Source organism: Candidatus Accumulibacter vicinus (assembly GCF_000584955.1).
Lineage (GTDB): Bacteria > Pseudomonadota > Gammaproteobacteria > Burkholderiales > Rhodocyclaceae > Accumulibacter > Accumulibacter vicinus.
In genome coordinates this window covers 91,359-110,047 of the sequence record NZ_JDSS02000019.1, presented here as the reverse complement: position 1 = coordinate 110,047, position 18,689 = coordinate 91,359, and the positions used below count along the sequence as shown (strand labels likewise).

The following is an 18,689-nucleotide window of genomic DNA, read 5'->3' as shown; positions in this document are numbered from 1 at the left end:
CCTTCCACACGGGCGGTTTTTGGCCGTCGAAAGCTTCCTGATGAGTACCCTCTTGAGCGAATCCCGGAATGAAAGTCAGTTCCCTCCCGAAATCCTGCGCGAAGTCGCCAGACGCCGCACCTTTGCCATCATCTCTCACCCCGACGCGGGCAAGACAACACTGACCGAAAAGCTGCTCCTGTTCGGCGGCGCCATTCAGCTTGCCGGCACCGTCAAGGGACGCAAGAGCGCTCGCCACGCCACCTCGGACTGGATGGAGGTCGAGAAACAGCGCGGCATTTCGGTAACCAGTTCGGTAATGCAGTTCGAATACCAGCAGCACACCATCAATCTGCTCGACACGCCAGGCCACGAGGATTTCTCCGAAGACACCTACCGCGTCCTGACCGCCGTCGATGCTGCGGTGATGGTCATCGACGCCGCCAAGGGTGTCGAAGCGCAGACCATCAAGCTGCTCAACGTGTGCCGCATGCGCAACACGCCGATCATCACTTTTGTCAACAAGTTCGACCGCGAGGTGCGCGAGCCATTCGATCTGCTTGGAGAGATCGAAGCGGTGCTTGGCATCGAATGCGCGCCGATCACTTGGCCGATCGGCATGGGCAAGACCTTTCGCGGCGTCTATCACCTGTTGAACGACTGTCTGCTGCATTTTTCCGCGGGTGAAGAGCGGCGCAGTGAATCGGCGATCCTCGACGGTCTTGATAACCCACTCCTCGACGCCCAGTTCCCGGCCGAGGTGAGCAAACTGCGCGAGGACGTTGATCTGATTCAGAGCGCCAGCAGCCCTTTCGATCTGGTCGGTTTTCTCGCAGGGCGACAGTCACCGGTATTCTTCGGGTCGGCAATCAACAACTTCGGTGTGCAGGAGATCCTGCAGGCGCTGCTCGACTGGGCACCGCCGCCGCAGGAGCGTGACGGTGGCAAACGTCTGGTACAACCCGGAGAGGCGACTTTCAGCGGCTTCGTTTTCAAGATTCAGGCCAATATGGACCCCAAGCACCGCGACCGGATCGCCTTCTTCCGCGTCTGCTCCGGCCGCTACTCGCCGGGAATGAAGGTCAAACACCTTCGCCTCGATCGCGAAATGAAACTGGCCAATGTGCTGACCTTCATGGCCAACGAGCGGCTGCTGATGGAAGACGCCGTTGCCGGCGACATCATCGGCATCCACAACCACGGGAACCTGCATATCGGCGATTGCCTGAGCGAAGGGGAAACCTTGGGCTTCAAGGGCATCCCCTATTTCTCCCCGGAGCTTTTCCGCGCCGCGCGGCTGCGCGACCCACTGAAAAGCAAGCAGTTGCTGAAAGGCCTGCAGGAACTTGGCGAAGAAGGGGCGATCCAGGTCTTCGAAAACCTCGCCAGTGGCGCACTCTTGCTCGGCGCCGTCGGCAATCTGCAATTCGAGGTCGTCGCACACCGCTTAAAAACCGAGTACAAGGTCGATGCCATTTTCGAATCGGCCGATATTTACACGGCGCGCTGGCTGACTTTTCCCGACGATGCAACAAGACGCAATTTCGAGCGCGAACAGCTCCACCGCATGGCCAAGGATGTCGACGGCAATCCGGTCTACCTCGCAAGTACGCGCTACAACCTCGAGGTGACGAGTGAGAAATGGGCACGGGTCGGCTTCCACGATACGCGCGAGCACGGGCAGTTGTTCGTCTGACTCCTGCTCCCCCATTCCTCAAAACGGCAGGCCCTTTCCAGGTACGCAAGAGCATCAGAACCCTACGCAATTCACTCCAGCAACTTCCAGATTAAAGAAACGAGGCGGCCCATTGTCCGATACCCAGAAACTCCTGAGCTTTCTCGAGGCGCGCATCCTCGGCGTGCTGATCGAAAAGGAAAAGACGACACCTGACAGCTATCCGCTGACGCTCAACAGCCTGACCCTGGGCTGCAACCAGAAAACCGCTCGTGAACCGGTGATCAGCGTCCCGGATAGCGAGGTGCAGATGGCACTCGAAGAGCTGCGCGGCCGCGTTCTGGTGCTCGAAACCTATGGCGCATCGGGTCGTGTCCTGCGTTATGCACAGAATTTCGGCAAGGTGTACGGCGTGCCGCCGGCAAGCGTGGCGCTGCTCGCGATGCTGGTGTTGCGCGGCGCTCAGACGGTCAGCGAGTTGCGCGCCAACTGCGAGCGACTGTACCGCTTTGATGACAGCTCATCGGTGGAAGCTTACCTGCAGGAACTGGCTGAGCGCAGCAGCGGCGCTCTGGTCATCCGGCTGCCCAAGCAAGCGGGTTCCCGCGAACATCGCTGGGCGCACTTGCTTTGCGGCGCAGCCCATCCACCGTCCGACGAACTTCTTCGTGAGAGCGGTGCCGAGCGCAGGGAACTTGAAGAACGAGTGACACGCCTTGAGGTACAGGTCGCCGAACTACAGGCTACCCTCAAGGATCTCCTCTAATGGTCAGATCACCAGTCGCCAAGCAGCACCTTTTCAGCCCAAAACAGCCCGCTGATGGTCTTGGCATCCGTAATGGCGCCGCTGCGTACCGCTGCCAGCGCCTCATCCAGCGGCAGGCTGAGGAGATCCATGAACTCACCGCTGTCGAGGTTCTGATCCGCTTCGCGCCGTAGACCGCGAGCCAGAAAAATCTCGATCCGCTCATCCGAATAGCCGACGCAGGGGTGCATCACTCCGAGGTAACGCCATTCTGCCGCGCGGAAGCCGGTCTCTTCGAGCAACTCACGACTGGCGGTGGCAAGGATGTCTTCGCCAGGATCAATCTTGCCAGCCGGCAACTCGAGGAAAGAACGTCTGAGCGGATAGCGATACTGGCGTACGAAGAGGAGTTGACCATCGTCAAGCTCGGCGATGATTGCCACCGCACCCTGGTGTCGCACGTATTCCCGCAAGCACTCCCTACCGTCTGGCAATAAAACCCGGTCACGACGCAGATCCAGCAACCTGCCGCTGAAGATCTGCGTGCTCTCGAGAGTCTCTTCGTGGAGATGTGGATATTCCTCTTCCATGTCTTCAATTCCTTTGATTCCGCAATTGCCAATGCTCATGATAAATCGCAGCGCTTACTTTATTGACAATCATGACCGTTCTCCTCACTTTAGCTTCCTCCTTCCGCAACCAGACCAAGGAAGATCAGGGCATTGCGAACGCAACTTCGCTGGCAATGAAAACGCCCCGACTGGCGGGGCGCGTTCCGGTCAATGAAGAATACTGTCAGAGCGAGCGCAACAGTGCGAAAGCACAGAGCGACATCAGCGCCTGCGGAAAGATCCCGAGCAGAGCAACCGCCAGGCCATTGGCCGACATCAGCACCTTGACATCGAGTGGTGCTGCGATCGGCAGGGAGTTGGTCGGCTGATCAAAGTACATGATCTTGACGATGCGTAGGTAGTAAAAGCAACCGATCAGCGAAAAGATGATCGCAACGATAGCCAGCCACAGGTAACCTGCGGCAACCACCGCCTGCAGTACCGAGAACTTGGCAAAGAAACCGACGAAGAACGGTACGCCCGCCATCGAGAACATCATCATCATCATCATCGCGGCAAACCACGGGCTACGCTTGTTGAGTCCCTTGAAGTCGTCAATTTCATCCGATTCGAAACCGGCCCGCGCCAACAACAGGATCATGCCGAAAGTTCCGGCACTGGTCAGCACATAGGTAATGACATAAAACATCGACGAACTGTAGGCATTGAGCGCGAAACGCGCATCACCACCGACCACCCCGGTGACCATCCCAAGCAGCATGAACCCCATGTGCGAGATTGCCGAATAGGCCAGCATCCGCTTCAGGTTGGTCTGGGCGATGGCGGCAATGTTGCCGATGGCCATCGACATCACCGAAAGCAGGATCAACATCGACTGCCAATCTGCGGAAAGGACGATCAACCCATTGACCAGCAGGCGGATGACCATTGCAAATGCCGCCAGTTTTGGTGCGGTGGCAATGAACAGGGTCACTGCCGTCGGTGCGCCATGGTAGACGTCCGGAATCCACATGTGGAACGGCACCACACCCAGCTTGAAAGCGACCCCCGAGACCAGAAAGACCATGCCGAAAACAAGGATCGTCTGATCGGCCTGTCCCATGAACAGGCGCTCGGCAACGGCAGTGATTTCCAGGGTACCCGTCGCGCCATAAATCATCGACATGCCATACAGGAGAAGACCGGAAGCCAGTGCCCCCAAGACAAAATACTTCATCGCCGCCTCGGTCGCCGGAACCGAATCACGATTCATCGCCACCATTGCGTAAAGGGAGAGCGACAGCAATTCCAGACCGATATAGACAGTGACAAAATGGTTCGCTGAAATCATCACCATCATGCCCAGGGTGGCAAAAAGGGCCAGAGCATAATACTCGCCCTTGGCCATCTGCTCGCGCTCGAGGATATAGCCTCGGGAATAGAACAGAACCACCATCACCGTCAGGTAAAGAAGCAGCTTCAACAGGTCAGCCATCAGGTCGGCAACGTACATATTGCTGAAGGTGTAGCTGATCTCACCCGAACTCATCGAAAAGGTGATCACTGCCGCGCCGACCAGGGTCAACTGGGTGGAGACAAAAGTTGCTGTGCGCTTCCTGTCCTTGGCCAAGAGATCAAACATGAGGATCAGGCAAGCCATCAGCAAAATGAAGATCTCCGCAGCTGCGATGCGAAGGTCCGGCGTCAGGAACTGCATTTCGGCAAGAGTCATAGCGGCTACCAGTTATTGGATCTTGCTGAGGGCGACGTGACGCAGCAGCTCGTTGACCGAGCTGTGCATGACTTCAGTAAAGGGTTGCGGATAGAGACCCATGCCCAATGCGCCAATGGCGAAGAGGACGAAGATCAGAAATTCTCGTGCATTGATGTCGGCAAGTTCAGCCACATGGTGATTGGCCACGGCCCCAAACACCACTCGCTTGTACATCCACAGCGTATAGGCAGCACCGACAATCATGGTCGAAGCGGCGGCGAAAGCCACCCAGAAATGGTGATCGACGGCAGCAAGAATGACCATGAACTCGCCGACAAAGCCCGAGGTGGCCGGCAGACCGGCATTGGCCATCGCAAAAAGCATGAAGAATGCGGCAAATTTGGGCATCGTGTTGACCACACCACCATAATCCGCGATCTGCCGCGAATGCGCCCGATCGTACATGACGCCGATCGAGAAGAACATCGCGCCCGACACGAAACCGTGCGAGATCATCTGCACCAGCGCACCTTCGACACCCAGGGGGCTGAAGATGAAGAACCCAAGGGTCACAAAACCCATGTGAGCAATCGAGGAATACGCAACGAGCTTCTTCATGTCCTCCTGTGCGAGCGCAACGAAACCGATATAGATGATGGCGATCAGCGATAGCGCAATCACCAAGCCAGCGAGGGTATGCGAAGCGTCCGGGGTAATCGGCAACGAAAAGCGTAGAAAGCCATACGCACCAAGTTTCAGGGCGATCGCCGCCAGCACAATCGATCCTCCTGTCGGCGCCTCAACGTGCGCGTCGGGCAACCAGGTATGTACCGGCCACATCGGCACTTTGACCGCAAACGCTACCAGGAAGGCCAGGAATAGCCAAGTCTGCTCAGTCATGCCGATCGGCAACTGGTGCCAGTCGAGAATCGAGAAGCTGCCTCCGGAGGTGATGAACAGGTACAGCAGTGCGATCAGGAAGAGCAATGAACCGAAAAGGGTAAAGAGGAAGAACTTGAATGCCGCGTACACCCGCTTCGGACCACCCCAGATGCCGATGATCAGGTACAGCGGAATCAGTGACGCTTCGAAGAAGACATAGAACAGCAGGCCATCGAGTGCCGAAAAAATGCCGTTCAGCAAACCCGACATGATCAGGAAACCCGCATTGTACTGCGCCACCTTGCTGTCGATGACCTGCCAGCCGGCCAGGACGACAGTCACCGTGATGAAGCTATTGAGGATGACAAAAAGCATCGAGATGCCGTCAACACCCAAATGGTAGTTCACGTTGAAACGGGGAATCCAGGTCTTAAGCTCGACAAACTGCATCGCCGGGGTGTGCATATCGAAACCGGTATACAGCGGAATCGTCACCAACAAGCCTGCCAGCGCCCCGATTAGCGAGAGCGTCCGTGCCAGCGGTGCATTGCGATCGGAACCCGTCGCCAGGACAACCAAACCGGCGAGAATCGGAACCCAGATGGCAAGAGAGAGAAGCGGCGTGCCTGACATATCGTTCCCAGTCTTTCTCTAGCTCAGGCGCGCGTGACCCACAGGGTCATCAAGACGAACACGCCGATAATCATCGTAAAAGCGTAGTGGTAAATGTGACCCGTCTGGAACAGACGAACCAGGGTCGCAAACCAACCCACGAGGTGTACAGAACCATTGACGATGATGCCGTCGATCAGGCCAGCGTCGCCACCCTTCCAGAGGCCTCGGCCGAGCAGGCGTGCGCCACCGGCAAAGAACACGTCGTTGAACTTGTCAAAGTAGTACTTGTTGTCAAGCAGGGTGTATAGAAATCCGCAGCGTGCCTGGATGGTCTGCGGAATGTCCGGGCGCTTCAAATAGAGGAACCAGGCCAGCGCCACACCGAGAAATGCCAGCCAGAAAACCGCGGTGGTGACTGCATGTGTTGCCATGGCAAAAGCGCCATGGAAGTGATGCGCCAGTTCCTCGATGACCGGATGCGCCTTGGCATCAACGAAGATGGCGCCCTTGAAGTAGTCGCCGAACAGCATCGGCTCGATCGCAATATAACCGATGATCACCGAGGGGATCGCCAGCATGATCAGGGGTAAGGTCACCACCCACTGCGTCTCGTGTGGCTTCTGACCTGGCGCCAGGCCATGGTGCTCGGCATGCGCGTCACCTGCGGGATGCGCGTGCTCGTCATTCGTCGCATGATGGTCATGGGGAGCCGCCTTGCCGAAGCGCTCCTGGCCATGAAACACCAGGAAATACATGCGGAACGAGTAAAAAGCGGTCACGAACACGCCGGCCATCACGGCAACATAGGCAAAACCGGCGCCCGGGATGTGCGACAGGGCGACCGCTTCAATGATCGAATCCTTGGAGTAGAAACCGGCAAAGAAAGGTGTGCCGATCAGTGCCAGAGAACCGACCAGAGAGGTCATCCAGGTGATCGGCATATACTTGCGCAGCCCCCCCATGTTGCGAATGTCCTGATCGTGGTGCATGCCGATGATCACCGAACCGGCGGCGAGGAATAACAGCGCCTTGAAGAACGCATGCGTCATCAGATGGAAGATCGCCACAGAATAAGCCGAGACGCCAAGCGCGACGGTCATGTAGCCAAGCTGGGAGAGCGTCGAATAGGCCACGACGCGCTTGATGTCATTCTGAACGATACCTAGGAAACCCATGAACAGCGCCGTGATCGAACCGATAACGACGACAAAGGACAGCGCCGTATCGGAAAGCTCGAACAGCGGTGACATGCGCGCAACCATGAAGATGCCCGCAGTCACCATGGTGGCTGCATGGATCAGAGCAGAGATCGGTGTTGGACCTTCCATTGAATCGGGTAGCCAGACATGCAGGGGAACCTGCGCCGACTTGCCCATCGCGCCGATGAACAACAGGATGCAGATCGCCGTCATCAACGCCACCCCCCGACCTTCGCCAAACAGTTCGAGGCTGGTATGCGCGGCCAACTCCGGTGCCTTGGCGAAAACGGCGGCGTAATCGAGTGTGCCGAAGTGGGCAAGCACCAGACCTATGCCCAGGATGAAACCGAAGTCCCCGACACGGTTAACCAGGAATGCCTTCAGATTGGCGAAAATCGCCGTCGGCCGGGTATACCAGAATCCGATCAGCAAATAGGAAACCAAGCCAACGGCCTCCCAGCCGAAAAAGAGCTGCATGAAGTTGTTGCTCATCACGAGCATCAGCATCGAGAACGTGAACAGAGCAATGTAGCTGAAGAAACGGTTGTATCCAGGATCATCCTGCATGTAGCCGATGGTGTAGATATGCACCATCAGTGAAACGGAGGTGACCACCAGCATCATGGTGACCGTCAGTTGATCGATCAGGAAACCCACTTCAAAATGATAGTCGCCTGACGACAGCCACTGGTACACCGGGCCGTTGTAGGTATTGCCGGCCATCACGTCCTTGAAGATCACGTACGACACGAGGCAGGCGATCGCCACCCCGCCAGTAGTCACGGTGTGCGCCACCCAGCGCGGAATCACACGGCAAAACAGGCCAGCAATGATGGCCCCCACCAGCGGGGCCAGTGGAACCAGCAGGTAGAGCTTTTGCATTTCCATGTCAACCCTTCAGGCTGCCCAGATCATCCACGTGGATGGTCTTGAGATTGCGGAACAGCACCACGAGAATCGCCAGTCCGATGGCCGACTCGGCTGCAGCGACGGTCAGGATGAAGAACACGAAGACCTGTCCGGCGAGATCCTGCAAATAGTGGGAAAAGGCGATGAAATTCATGTTCACTGCCAGCAGCATCAGCTCGATCGACATCAATATGATGATCAGATTCTTGCGGTTGAGGAAGATGCCGACGACGCTGATCGCGAACAGAATCGCGCCCAGGATCAAAAAATGGGACAGTGTAAGCAAGGTGCCTCCCTGATTCCTTCTGCATGGGGCGGGACATTTTGCCACCCCTCTTTTTCAGTCTTGGTACTGCTGATCCAACCGCCTGCTCAGTCGCGCTTCTCCGCGGGCATCTGCAGCACACGCACACGATCCCTGGCTTTCACGAAAACCTGCTGCGACGCATCGACCGACTTGTTCTTGCGCTTCTCACGCTGCGTCAGTGCCACCGCGGCAATAATCCCGACGAGCAGAATGACCGATGCCAGTTCGAAGGGATACACATATTCGGTGAACATCAGCCGTCCAACGGCCTGGACGTTGCTGGCGTCAGAGGCCGCTTGTGGCACGCTGCTCTCGAATAGCCCCAGGTAATTCCCCCCCAGAACCAGCGCCATTTCAGTGACCATCAGCAAGGCAATGATCGCCCCCAGCGGCAGGTAACTCCAGAATCCTTCACGCAGGCGATCAAGGTTGATGTCGAGCATCATGACCACAAACAGAAAGAGCACCATCACTGCGCCGACATAGACCAGCACCAGGGCGATCGCCAGAAACTCGGCCTGCAAAAGCATCCACACCCCACTCGCGGAAAAGAACGCGAGCACCAGATAGAGCGCGGCGTGCACCGGGTTGCGTGCGGTAATCACTCGCAACCCGGCAAATACCAGAATCGCCGAGAGAAAATAAAAAACGAAGGTCTTGAATTCCATCGTGTCGGCCTGTCAGCGGTATTTCGAGTCGAGTTCGCGGTCTTCAGCGATCTGCGCTTCGTAGCGGTCACCATTGGCCAGCAACATCGGCTTGGTGTAGTAGAGGTCGCCCCGTGTCTCCCCGTGGTACTCGAAAATCCGTGTCTCGACGATGGCATCGACCGGGCAGGCCTCCTCGCAGAAGCCACAAAAAATGCACTTCGTCAGATCAATGTCGTAACGGGTGGTCCGCCGCGAACCATCCTCACGCTGATCCGACTCGATGGTAATGGCCAGCGCCGGACAAACCGCCTCGCACAACTTGCACGCAATACACCGCTCCTCACCATTCGGATAGCGTCGCAGCGCGTGCAGGCCGCGAAAGCGGAAGCCCTGCGGTGTCTTTTCTTCCGGGTACTGCACGGTGATCTTGCGGGCAAACATGTAGCGCCCGGTCACTGACAAACCCTTAAACAGTTCCTTGAGCAGGAGGCTGTTGAAAATTTCCTTCATCGAACCCATGACTAGCCTCTCACTTCCAGATGTTCAAGGGCGACATCATCCAGATGCCGACCACGACCAGCCATATCAGGCACAGCGGGATGAACACTTTCCAGCCCAGACGCATGATCTGGTCGTAGCGATAGCGGGGGAAGGTAGCGCGCACCCAGAGGAAGATGAACAGCACCGCAGAGATCTTCAGGAATAGCCACAGAATGCCATCCGGCAGGAAGCCCACCGGCGACAGCCAGCCGCCGAGAAACAGGATTGCCGTGAGCGTCGACACCAGAATCATGTTGGCATATTCGGCAAGGAAGAACACCGCGAAAGCCATTCCTGAATATTCAACGTGGAAGCCAACGATCTCGGATTCACCTTCCGCCAGATCGAATGGCGCACGGTTGGTCTCGGCAACGACCGAGGTCAGATAAACGACAAACATCGGCAGCAGCGGCAACCAGTTCCACGACAGGAATCCCAGCCCCTGATCAACGAAGTAACCCCGCCCCTGGCCGTTGACGATGTCGCCGAGGTTGAGGCTGTTCGAAACCATCAACACCACTACCAGCGCCAGCCCCATGGCAACTTCGTACGAAATCATCTGGGCTGCGGAGCGCATGCCCCCGAGAAAGGCATATTTCGAATTCGAGGACCAGCCCGAGAGAATGATTCCATAAACGCCGATCGAAGTAATCGACATGATATAGAGCAGGCTGGCGTTAACGTTCGCCAGGACCAGCGTGTCGTTGAACGGAACCACCGCCCAGGCGGCCAGTGCCGGCGCAAAGGCGAACATCGGCGCGAGCAGAAAGACGCTCTTGTCCGATCCGGTTGGAACGACCACTTCCTTCAACAACAGCTTCAGGCCGTCGGCGATCGGCTGAATCAGCCCCCAGGGACCGACACGGTTCGGGCCGATACGCACCTGCATCCAGCCGATCACCTTGCGTTCCCAGAAAGTCAGATAGGCAACGCAGAGCAGCAGCGGCGCGATGATCAGAACGATCTTGAGCAGGACCCAGACCAGCGGAAACACCGACCCGAAAATCCCTTGCAACAATCCCTGCAGCGCATCGATCATCATGCACGCTCCACGTTGATCGCACCGAACATTTCACCCAGTGCCGCTGTCGTCACATGCGCTGCCGCGACGCGAACACAGCCCGCCGGTACTGTCTCGTCGGCCCTGGCGGTGAGGACAGCTTCGCCGTTCCCCTGTCGGAGGCGTACCGGAACCCCGTCGGTGACGGCCAGCCTCGCCAGCGTTGCCGCATTCATGCGCGCTGTCGGGGCTACCGCATCACGCGTTTTCTGGAGTGCCGAAGCACGGCGAGCAAGCGGGTCGGCAAAATAGATCGGCACATCGGCAATGCGTTGCAACTCGCCAGCCGTCACCATCAATGACAGAGGAACGTCGCTGACACGGTTGTCGAGACCGGCAACAAAGGTGGTTCCCGCGGGAACTATTTCGTCTCTCACCTGCTCGCTCGAGTTCTGGTCGAAACCAGCTAGCGCCAGCAGATTGCCCAGCACACGCAGTACCTTCCAGCCGGGACGCGCATCGCCAAGGGGGCGAACGACCCCGGTAAAACTCTGGATACGACCCTCGGTATTTACGAAGGACCCGGAAGTCTCGGTAAAAGGCGTGATCGGCAGCAGGACATCGGCGTAGTCCTGCGCCGCGCCGTCGCCGAATGGCGTCAACATGACGACCAGCGCGGCTCCCTTGAGTGCGGCTACCGCCTGTTGCGGATCATAACAATCGAGTTCTGGCTCGACACCAAGCAGGATATAGGCCTTGCGGGGTTGAGCGAACATCTCGTAAGCGTTGAGCGCGGTCGGCAAAGCCTTCGCGAGATGCCCACCAACACTGTTCGCCGCTTCTCCAATGAAGCCACAGGTGGCACCGGTCAAACGTGCAAGCTCGACGGCCAGAACATGCAGTTGTGCCGCCTGTGGATGCTGCTCGGCGGCATTGCCGAGGAACACCGCCCGCTTCTCGCCATCGAGCAGACTCCTGGCAATCGCCTGGCTGGTCGCGCAAGGATCGATCGAATCCAGTCCGGCAGGCACTGCCTCGTTTTTCAATTGTGCGGCGGCCTTGACGACCGCAGCCAGTGCCAGCGGCAGATCAGCGGGAGAAACGGTCAGCTGCGCATGCAGATTGATCAGCGAATCGTCTCCACTTGATGAGAGCAAGCTGACTTTGCCCGATTTCTTGGCCAACTGACGCAAGCGCTGGGCGAACAGCGGATGATCCTTGCGCAGAAAGCTGCCCACTACCAACACGGCGTCGAGGTTCTTGATTTCGGAGAGCTGGAGACCGAGCCAGGGGACGCCCCCCAGTTTGCCGTCGGCCGAAAAATCACGACGCCGCGGGCGAAAGTCGACGTTGCCCGAACCGAGACCATGCATCAGCTTTTGCAGCAGATAGAGTTCTTCGAGCGTCGACTGCGGCGAAGCCAGCGCCGCCAGCGATGCCGCGCCGCTATTGCTGACGATATCCTTGAGGGCATGCGAAACGTAATCGAGGGCGACATTCCAGTCGACTTCGCGCAGCGCACCATCGACACGAATCATCGGCCTGCCGAGCCTGGCCGGAGAATTCAGCGCTTCGTAGGAAAAGCGTTCCTTGTCGGAAATCCAGCACTCGTTGACGTCTTCGTTGTCACGCGGCAGAACGCGCATCACGACGTTGTTCTTGACCTGTACGGTCAGGTTGGCGCCAATGCTGTCGTGCGGGCTGATCGAGCGGCGCCGCGACAACTCCCAGCTCCGTGCCGAGTAGCGAAACGGCCGGGAGGTCAGAGCCCCTACCGGGCACAAATCGATCATGTTGCCAGAAAGTTCAGAATCGACCGAACGACCGACAAAAGTCGTGATCTCCGAATGCATGTTGCGGTTGGCCATGCCGAGTTCCATCACGCCGGCAATTTCCTGCCCGAAGCGAACGCAGCGAGTGCAGTGGATGCAGCGAGCCATTTCCTGCATCGAGATCAGAGGACCGACATCCTTGTGGAAAACGACCCGCTTGTCTTCCTGAAAACGCGAGGCACTGCCGCCATAACCAACCGCCAGGTCCTGAAGCTGGCACTCGCCACCCTGATCGCAGATCGGGCAGTCGAGCGGGTGATTGATCAGCAGAAATTCCATCACGCCTTTCTGCGCCTTGACCGCCAGTTCGGAATGGGTGAACACCTTCATCCCGTTGGTAACCGGTGTCGCACAGGCAGGCAGGGGCTTCGGCGCCTTTTCGACCTGCACCAGACACATCCGGCAGTTGGCTGCGATCGAAAGCTTCTTGTGATAACAGAAATGCGGGATATAGGCCCCCACCTGCTGTGCAGCATCCATGATGGTACTGCCATCGGGTACCTGTGCGATTTTGCCGTCGATTTCGATTTCCATCGTCTCGTACCCTAAACCGTTGCCGTGAAGAAACCACTGCCGGCACGCTGCACATCAACGGGCACGAGGCACTTCTTGTGTTCGATGTGGTACGCGAACTCGTCGCGATAATGCTTGATGAAGCTTTGTACCGGCATCGAAGCAGCATCGCCAAGCGCGCAAATGGTGCGGCCCATGATGTTGGTGGTCACACTCTCGAGCAGGTCGAGGTCGCCAGGGCGACCCTGGCCGTTCTCGATGCGATGCACCACCTTGTAAAGCCAACTGGTTCCTTCACGGCACGGCGTGCACTGGCCGCAGGATTCTTCGTAGTAGAAGAACGACAAGCGCTCGAGCGCTTTCACCATGCAAGTCGTCTCGTCCATGACGATGACCGCACCCGAACCCAGCATCGAGCCCGCCTTGCTGATGCCATCGTAATCCATGGTGGCGTTCATCATCGTCGCTGCGGGAACCACCGGCGCAGAGGAACCTCCCGGAATGCAGGCCTTCAATTTTCGGCCACCCCGCATGCCGCCAGCCATTTCAAGCAACGTGGCAAATGGCGTCCCGAGGGGAATTTCGTAGTTCCCTGGCCGGTTGACGTGACCCGAAACCGAGAACAGCTTGGTCCCGCCGTTATTCGGCTTGCCGGCTTCAAGATAGGCCTCACCGCCCATATTCATGATGTATGGGATCGAGGCGAAGGTTTCGGTGTTGTTGATCGTAGTCGGCTTGCCATAGAGACCGAATGACGCGGGGAAAGGTGGCTTGAAGCGCGGCTGCCCCTTCTTGCCCTCGATGGATTCAAGCAGTGCTGTTTCTTCGCCGCAGATATAGGCGCCGTAGCCGTGATGCGCAAAGAGATCGAAACTGAAACCCGAGCCCAACAGGTCGGAACCGATAAAACCAGCGGCTCGCGCTTCATCGAGGGCTTCCTCGAAGCGCTCGTAGAGTTCCCAGACTTCGCCGTGGATGTAGTTGTAACCCCGCGCAGCACCCATCGCGTAGCCTGCGATGGCCATCCCCTCGATGACCGAATGCGGGTTGTAGCGCAGGATGTCGCGATCCTTGAAGGTGCCCGGTTCGCCTTCGTCGGAATTGCACACCACGTACTTGTCGCCGGGAAAGGAGCGTGGCATGAAACTCCATTTTAGGCCCGTTGGAAATCCGGCACCGCCACGACCGCGCAGAACCGACTTCTTGACCTCGTTAATGACCTCGCCCTGGGGCATCTTTTGTTCAAGAACTCGCCTGAGCGCCGAGTAACCGCCACGCTTGACATAATCCGCCAAGCGCCAAGCCTTGTCGCCGTCCAGACCGACGCTAAGCATCGGATTAAGTGCACCGAGAATCGCCATTACTTGAGCTCCGCCAACAGTTTGTCGATTTGCTCGGGATTCATCCAACTGCACATGCGACGGTTATTGACGATCATCACCGGCGCATCGCCACAGGCCCCCATGCACTCACTCTCCTTGAGCGTGACCAAGCCATCGGCAGTCGTCTCGTTATAGCCGATTCCCAGCTTTTTCTGCAGGTATTCGCCGGCATCGACGCCGCCGCTGAGCATGCATGGCAGATTGGTACACACCGACACCTTATACTTGCCAACCGGCTTGAGATCGTACATGTTGTAGAAGGTCGCCACCTCGTAGGCGGCAACCGGTGCCATGCCGAGGTAGTTGGCCACTGCCTCGATGGCTTCGCTGGAGAGCCAGCCCTGCTGTTCCTGCGCAATGGCAAGTGCCGCCATGACCGCCGACTGTTTCTGGTCAACCGGGTACTTGGCAATTTCGCGATCGATTCTCTTGAGGGATTCTGAAGTCAACATCAACGGTCAATCTCGCCAAAAACAACGTCCTGGGAACCAATGATCGTCACCACGTCGGCCAGCATGTGACCGCGCACCATCTCGTCCATTGCCGACAGGTGCACATAACCCGGAGGACGGATCTTCAAGCGATAGGGCTTGTTGGCACCATCGGAAATCACGTAGATGCCGAACTCTCCCTTGGGGTGCTCGACCGCCGAATAAACTTCGCCTTCTGGCACATGCATGCCTTCGGCACAGAGCTTGAAGTGGTGGATCAATTCTTCCATGTTGGACTTCATGGCTTCGCGATCCGGCGGCGCAACCTTGTGATTATCGGACATCACCGGGCCCGGGTTCTGCCGTAACCAGTCGATACACTGCTTGACGATCCGGTTGGACTGGCGCATCTCTTCCATGCGAACCAGATAGCGATCGTAGGAATCGCCGGTAACGCCTACCGGAATGTCAAAATCGACCCGGTCGTAGACTTCGTAAGGCTGTTTCTTGCGCAGATCCCAGGCGACACCGGATCCCCGCAACATCGGCCCGGTGAAGCCGCGTTGCAGCGCCCGCTCCGGCGAAACGATGCCGACATTCACCAGACGCTGCTTCCAGATGCGGTTGTCGGTGAGCAACGTTTCGTACTCGTCGAGCAACTTCGGAAAGCGACTGACGAAATCGTCAAGAAAATCCAGCAGGGAGCCGCTGCGCACGTCGTTGAAGGGCTTGATCTGGGCGGCACTCTTCCACTTCGACTCCTTATACTGCGCCATGCGATCAGGCAGGTCACGGTAAACCCCGCCCGGCCGGTAGTAGGCAGCATGCATGCGCGCGCCTGAAACCGCCTCATAGGCATCGACCAGGTCCTCACGTTCCCGGAAGGCATAAAGCACCATGGTCATCGCACCGACATCGAGGCCGTGACAGCCGATCCAGAGCAGGTGGTTAAGGATCCGGGTGATCTCGTCGAACATCACCCGGATATATTGGGCACGGATCGGCACCTCGACATTCAGGAGCCTTTCGATCGCCATGCAGTAAGCATGCTCGTTACACATCATCGACATGTAGTCGAGGCGATCCATGTAGGGTACAGACTGGATCCAGGTCTTGTTCTCGGCCAGCTTTTCGGTCGCGCGGTGGAGCAGGCCGATGTGCGGGTCGGCACGCATGACCACCTCACCGTCCAACTCAAGCACCATCCGCAGAACACCGTGCGCTGCCGGATGTTGCGGCCCGAAATTCAGGGTGAAGTTGCGCAGTTCAGGCATTGTCGACGTTCCCGTAGGTCGCTTCGCGAACGATCCGCGGCGTGATCTCGCGCGGCTCGATGGTCACCGGCTGATAGATGACACGCTGCTGTTCCGGGTCGTAGCGCATCTCGACATAACCTGAAACCGGGAAATCCTTGCGGAACGGATGTCCAATGAAGCCATAGTCGGTGAGGATGCGGCGCAGGTCTTCGTGCCCTGGGAAAACGATCCCGAACAGGTCGAAAGCCTCGCGCTCGAACCAGTTGACGCTGTTCCAGACCGACGTGACCGAAGGTAGCGAGGGAAAATCGTCGTCGGGCGCAAAGCAGCGGACGCGCAGCCGCCAGTTCCTGCTGATCGATAAAAGGTGACTGACCGCGGCGAAACGTCTGCCTTCTCGCCGCACGTTGCCATAGGACCAATAATCGACGCCACAGAGGTCGATCAATTCCTCGAAACACAGTTCCGGCTCGTCGTGAAGAGTCTGCATCACCGTCAGGTAATCGGCGGCATCGACCTCGATGGTCACTTCACCGAGCGCCACCTTCAGGGATTTGACTCGATCACCGAGATGCTTCTGCAAATTCTGGCTAAGCGCTTCCAGCGTGGCGAACATGGCTCACTCTCGGTTGGTTGTTTTCAGCGGGCGATGGTATTAGTCCGGCGAATCTTGTTCTGTAGCTGAATCAGGCCGTAGATCAGCGCCTCGGCAGTCGGAGGGCAACCTGGAACGTAGATGTCGACGGGAACGATCCGGTCGCAACCGCGCACCACGGAGTACGCATAATGATAGTAACCGCCACCATTGGCGCAGGAACCCATCGAAACCACCCAGCGCGGCTCGGCCATCTGATCGTAAACCTTACGCATGGCCGGCGCCATCTTGTTGGTCAGCGTCCCGGCAACAACCATCACATCGGACTGGCGCGGGCTGGGGCGGAATACGATGCCGAAACGGTCCAGATCATAGCGCGAGCAACCAGCATGAATCATCTCGATGGCACAGCATGCGAGCCCGAAGCTCATCGGCCAGATCGAACCAGTACGAACATAATTGATCAGCTTGTCGGCCGTGGTGGTGACGAAGCCTTCCTGAAGAATACCTTCAATGCCCATCACTCACTCCCAATCCAGAGCACCCTTGGCCCAGGCGTAGATGTAACCCACGACGAGGATGGCAATAAACACCAGCATCTCGATGAAACCGAACCACCGAACCGAATCGGTCTGCGTGATTTCCTTGAAGATCGTCGCCCAGGGCAGGAGAAAGGCGACTTCAAGGTCAAACAGGATGAAGATGATGGCGATCAGGTAATAGCGCACATCGAACTTCATGCGCGCGTCCTCAAAAGCCTCGAAGCCACACTCGTAAGGAGAGAGCTTTTCGCCGTCTGGGCGATGCGGCGCAACCACCAGACCAGTCACGACGGGCGCAATACCAAAGGCAATGCCAATCAGTATGAAGACAAATACCGGGAAATAACTTTCCAGCATGATCCGCCCCACAAGTGCTTCATTTCAGACTACGCCACCCAATCGAATGGCTTCTCCTGGTGCCGACGATGAGACTCGAACTCATACGACCGAAGTCACTACCCCCTCAAGATAGCGTGTATACCAATTTCACCACGTCGGCACGACCATGGCAGCGAACGAGTTAACGAGGAATCCTGCACCTCTTGCTGCTGCCTTGAAACCAGATTACCTGGGAATATCCTTGGCTTTCGAATCGGGATTCGCCGGGCTTGTTCCCTGCTCAACACTACCCGCAGGCTGCGCTGAAACAGGGGCAGAGTTTACCGCATCCTGCATCACACTACCAGTCGTTTTTGGTTTGCTTGAAGCCAGATAGGCGAGCGACAGGCTGGTCACAAAAAATGCGGTCGCCAGAATAGCCGTAGCGCGACTCAGGAAGTTGGCCGAACCGGTGGCGCCAAACAGGCTGCCGGAAGCACCGCTGCCAAAAGCCGCACCCATGTCCGCACCTTTGCCGTGCTGCACCAGGACCAGGCCGATGATGCCAATCGCAGCCAGAATGTGCATTACCAGCACGACAGAAAAAAGATAGTCCATATCACCCTCTTGTTCGACTTGGCGCCACGCTGTCACAAGCTGAACCACGCCGAAAAAACTTATGAATTATAGCCAGTTCGATTGGTATAGGTCAATCAAGGCAATCGCTTAGCCAGGGTGACTTTGCCCTCTCAGGCAATGGACGGGGAATCAATCGGTTGCTTTGCCCGCGGAACATTGTCCCGGAGAGTCTGGATAACTGCGAGATGGAATGTGATCTCGGTGCGCTGGCTGTTCGGCTGATCGACAAGAGTGAAGAGGCTCGTTAAAAGCGCGCAGTTCGCCCTCCTGCTTTTGCGCCTCGGTATCGCCCAGCGCATGTTCGAGGAACTCGCTGAGCAGCGGGATGACCAGGCTGGCCTCGAGGAGGTAGACGAAGGACGGGGTATAACGGGTTGCCTCCTTGCCGACGGTGCGCTGCAGGAGTTCCTCCGCC

Annotated in this window: 19 protein-coding genes and 1 tRNA gene; 2 read left to right on the top strand and 18 right to left on the bottom strand. The window is 57.6% G+C overall.

What is annotated here, in order from left to right; genetic code table 11:
* The first annotated feature begins 40 nt into the window (after window positions 1-40).
* Window positions 41-1,675: a peptide chain release factor 3 gene (locus CAPSK01_RS06940; protein ID WP_034924888.1), complete on the top strand. Its 1,635-nt coding sequence runs from the start codon at window positions 41-43 to the stop codon at window positions 1,673-1,675.
* Between the two features lie 112 nt (window positions 1,676-1,787).
* Entirely contained in the window at window positions 1,788-2,420 is a 633-nt protein-coding gene (locus tag CAPSK01_RS06935; RefSeq protein ID WP_034924372.1) for a YceH family protein, read from the top strand.
* A gap of 8 nt (window positions 2,421-2,428) precedes the next feature.
* Here CAPSK01_RS06935 and CAPSK01_RS06930 read toward each other — a convergent pair whose 3' ends face one another.
* From CAPSK01_RS06930 to CAPSK01_RS22125, 18 genes are all read right to left on the bottom strand, one after another.
* Window positions 2,429-2,989, bottom strand: a complete 561-nt coding sequence (locus CAPSK01_RS06930; RefSeq protein WP_034924885.1) for an NUDIX hydrolase — start codon at window positions 2,987-2,989, stop codon at window positions 2,429-2,431.
* 205 nt (window positions 2,990-3,194) lie between these two features.
* Window positions 3,195-4,667, bottom strand: coding sequence for an NADH-quinone oxidoreductase subunit NuoN (nuoN, locus tag CAPSK01_RS06925; protein ID WP_034924882.1), 1,473 nt, complete (start codon window positions 4,665-4,667; stop codon window positions 3,195-3,197).
* A 27-nt stretch (window positions 4,668-4,694) separates the two neighbouring features.
* Window positions 4,695-6,179 (bottom strand): NADH-quinone oxidoreductase subunit M, encoded by a 1,485-nt coding sequence (locus CAPSK01_RS06920; RefSeq protein ID WP_034924368.1) that lies wholly within the window; start codon window positions 6,177-6,179, stop codon window positions 4,695-4,697.
* A 23-nt stretch (window positions 6,180-6,202) separates the two neighbouring features.
* Complete coding sequence (nuoL, locus tag CAPSK01_RS06915) at window positions 6,203-8,248, bottom strand: NADH-quinone oxidoreductase subunit L (protein ID WP_034924365.1); 2,046 nt, start codon at window positions 8,246-8,248, stop codon at window positions 6,203-6,205.
* A gap of 1 nt (window position 8,249) precedes the next feature.
* Complete coding sequence (gene nuoK, locus CAPSK01_RS06910; RefSeq protein ID WP_034924362.1) at window positions 8,250-8,555, bottom strand: NADH-quinone oxidoreductase subunit NuoK; 306 nt, start codon at window positions 8,553-8,555, stop codon at window positions 8,250-8,252.
* Window positions 8,556-8,641: 86 nt separating this feature from the next.
* The gene (locus CAPSK01_RS06905) at window positions 8,642-9,244 is read right to left on the bottom strand and encodes an NADH-quinone oxidoreductase subunit J (protein ID WP_034924359.1); all 603 of its coding nucleotides are present in this window, start codon (window positions 9,242-9,244) and stop codon (window positions 8,642-8,644) included.
* Between the two features lie 12 nt (window positions 9,245-9,256).
* Window positions 9,257-9,745 (bottom strand): NADH-quinone oxidoreductase subunit NuoI, encoded by a 489-nt coding sequence (gene nuoI / locus CAPSK01_RS06900; protein ID WP_034924356.1) that lies wholly within the window; start codon window positions 9,743-9,745, stop codon window positions 9,257-9,259.
* A gap of 10 nt (window positions 9,746-9,755) precedes the next feature.
* Complete coding sequence (gene nuoH / locus CAPSK01_RS06895) at window positions 9,756-10,808, bottom strand: NADH-quinone oxidoreductase subunit NuoH (RefSeq protein ID WP_273703228.1); 1,053 nt, start codon at window positions 10,806-10,808, stop codon at window positions 9,756-9,758.
* Window positions 10,805-13,132, bottom strand: a complete 2,328-nt coding sequence (gene nuoG, locus CAPSK01_RS06890; RefSeq protein WP_034924354.1) for an NADH-quinone oxidoreductase subunit NuoG — start codon at window positions 13,130-13,132, stop codon at window positions 10,805-10,807. The genes nuoH and nuoG overlap by 4 nt, the downstream gene beginning before the upstream one ends.
* Before the next feature lie 11 nt (window positions 13,133-13,143).
* Complete coding sequence (gene nuoF, locus CAPSK01_RS06885; RefSeq protein ID WP_034924878.1) at window positions 13,144-14,445, bottom strand: NADH-quinone oxidoreductase subunit NuoF; 1,302 nt, start codon at window positions 14,443-14,445, stop codon at window positions 13,144-13,146.
* 26 nt (window positions 14,446-14,471) lie between these two features.
* Complete coding sequence (gene nuoE / locus CAPSK01_RS06880) at window positions 14,472-14,945, bottom strand: NADH-quinone oxidoreductase subunit NuoE (protein ID WP_034924351.1); 474 nt, start codon at window positions 14,943-14,945, stop codon at window positions 14,472-14,474.
* Window positions 14,945-16,198 (bottom strand): NADH-quinone oxidoreductase subunit D, encoded by a 1,254-nt coding sequence (locus tag CAPSK01_RS06875; protein WP_034924348.1) that lies wholly within the window; start codon window positions 16,196-16,198, stop codon window positions 14,945-14,947. The genes nuoE and CAPSK01_RS06875 overlap by 1 nt, the downstream gene beginning before the upstream one ends.
* The gene (locus CAPSK01_RS06870) at window positions 16,191-16,796 is read right to left on the bottom strand and encodes an NADH-quinone oxidoreductase subunit C (RefSeq protein WP_034924346.1); all 606 of its coding nucleotides are present in this window, start codon (window positions 16,794-16,796) and stop codon (window positions 16,191-16,193) included. The genes CAPSK01_RS06875 and CAPSK01_RS06870 overlap by 8 nt, the downstream gene beginning before the upstream one ends.
* A gap of 23 nt (window positions 16,797-16,819) precedes the next feature.
* Window positions 16,820-17,296 (bottom strand): NADH-quinone oxidoreductase subunit B, encoded by a 477-nt coding sequence (locus CAPSK01_RS06865; RefSeq protein WP_034924343.1) that lies wholly within the window; start codon window positions 17,294-17,296, stop codon window positions 16,820-16,822.
* Window positions 17,297-17,299: 3 nt separating this feature from the next.
* Window positions 17,300-17,674 (bottom strand): NADH-quinone oxidoreductase subunit A, encoded by a 375-nt coding sequence (locus CAPSK01_RS06860; RefSeq protein WP_034924875.1) that lies wholly within the window; start codon window positions 17,672-17,674, stop codon window positions 17,300-17,302.
* Between the two features lie 57 nt (window positions 17,675-17,731).
* Window positions 17,732-17,816, bottom strand: a tRNA-Leu gene (locus CAPSK01_RS06855).
* A gap of 65 nt (window positions 17,817-17,881) precedes the next feature.
* The gene (gene secG / locus CAPSK01_RS06850) at window positions 17,882-18,253 is read right to left on the bottom strand and encodes a preprotein translocase subunit SecG (RefSeq protein WP_034924340.1); all 372 of its coding nucleotides are present in this window, start codon (window positions 18,251-18,253) and stop codon (window positions 17,882-17,884) included.
* A 150-nt stretch (window positions 18,254-18,403) separates the two neighbouring features.
* Window positions 18,404-18,689, bottom strand: a 286-nt coding sequence (locus CAPSK01_RS22125; protein WP_273703227.1) for a hypothetical protein, incomplete at its 5' end; no start/stop codon positions are given.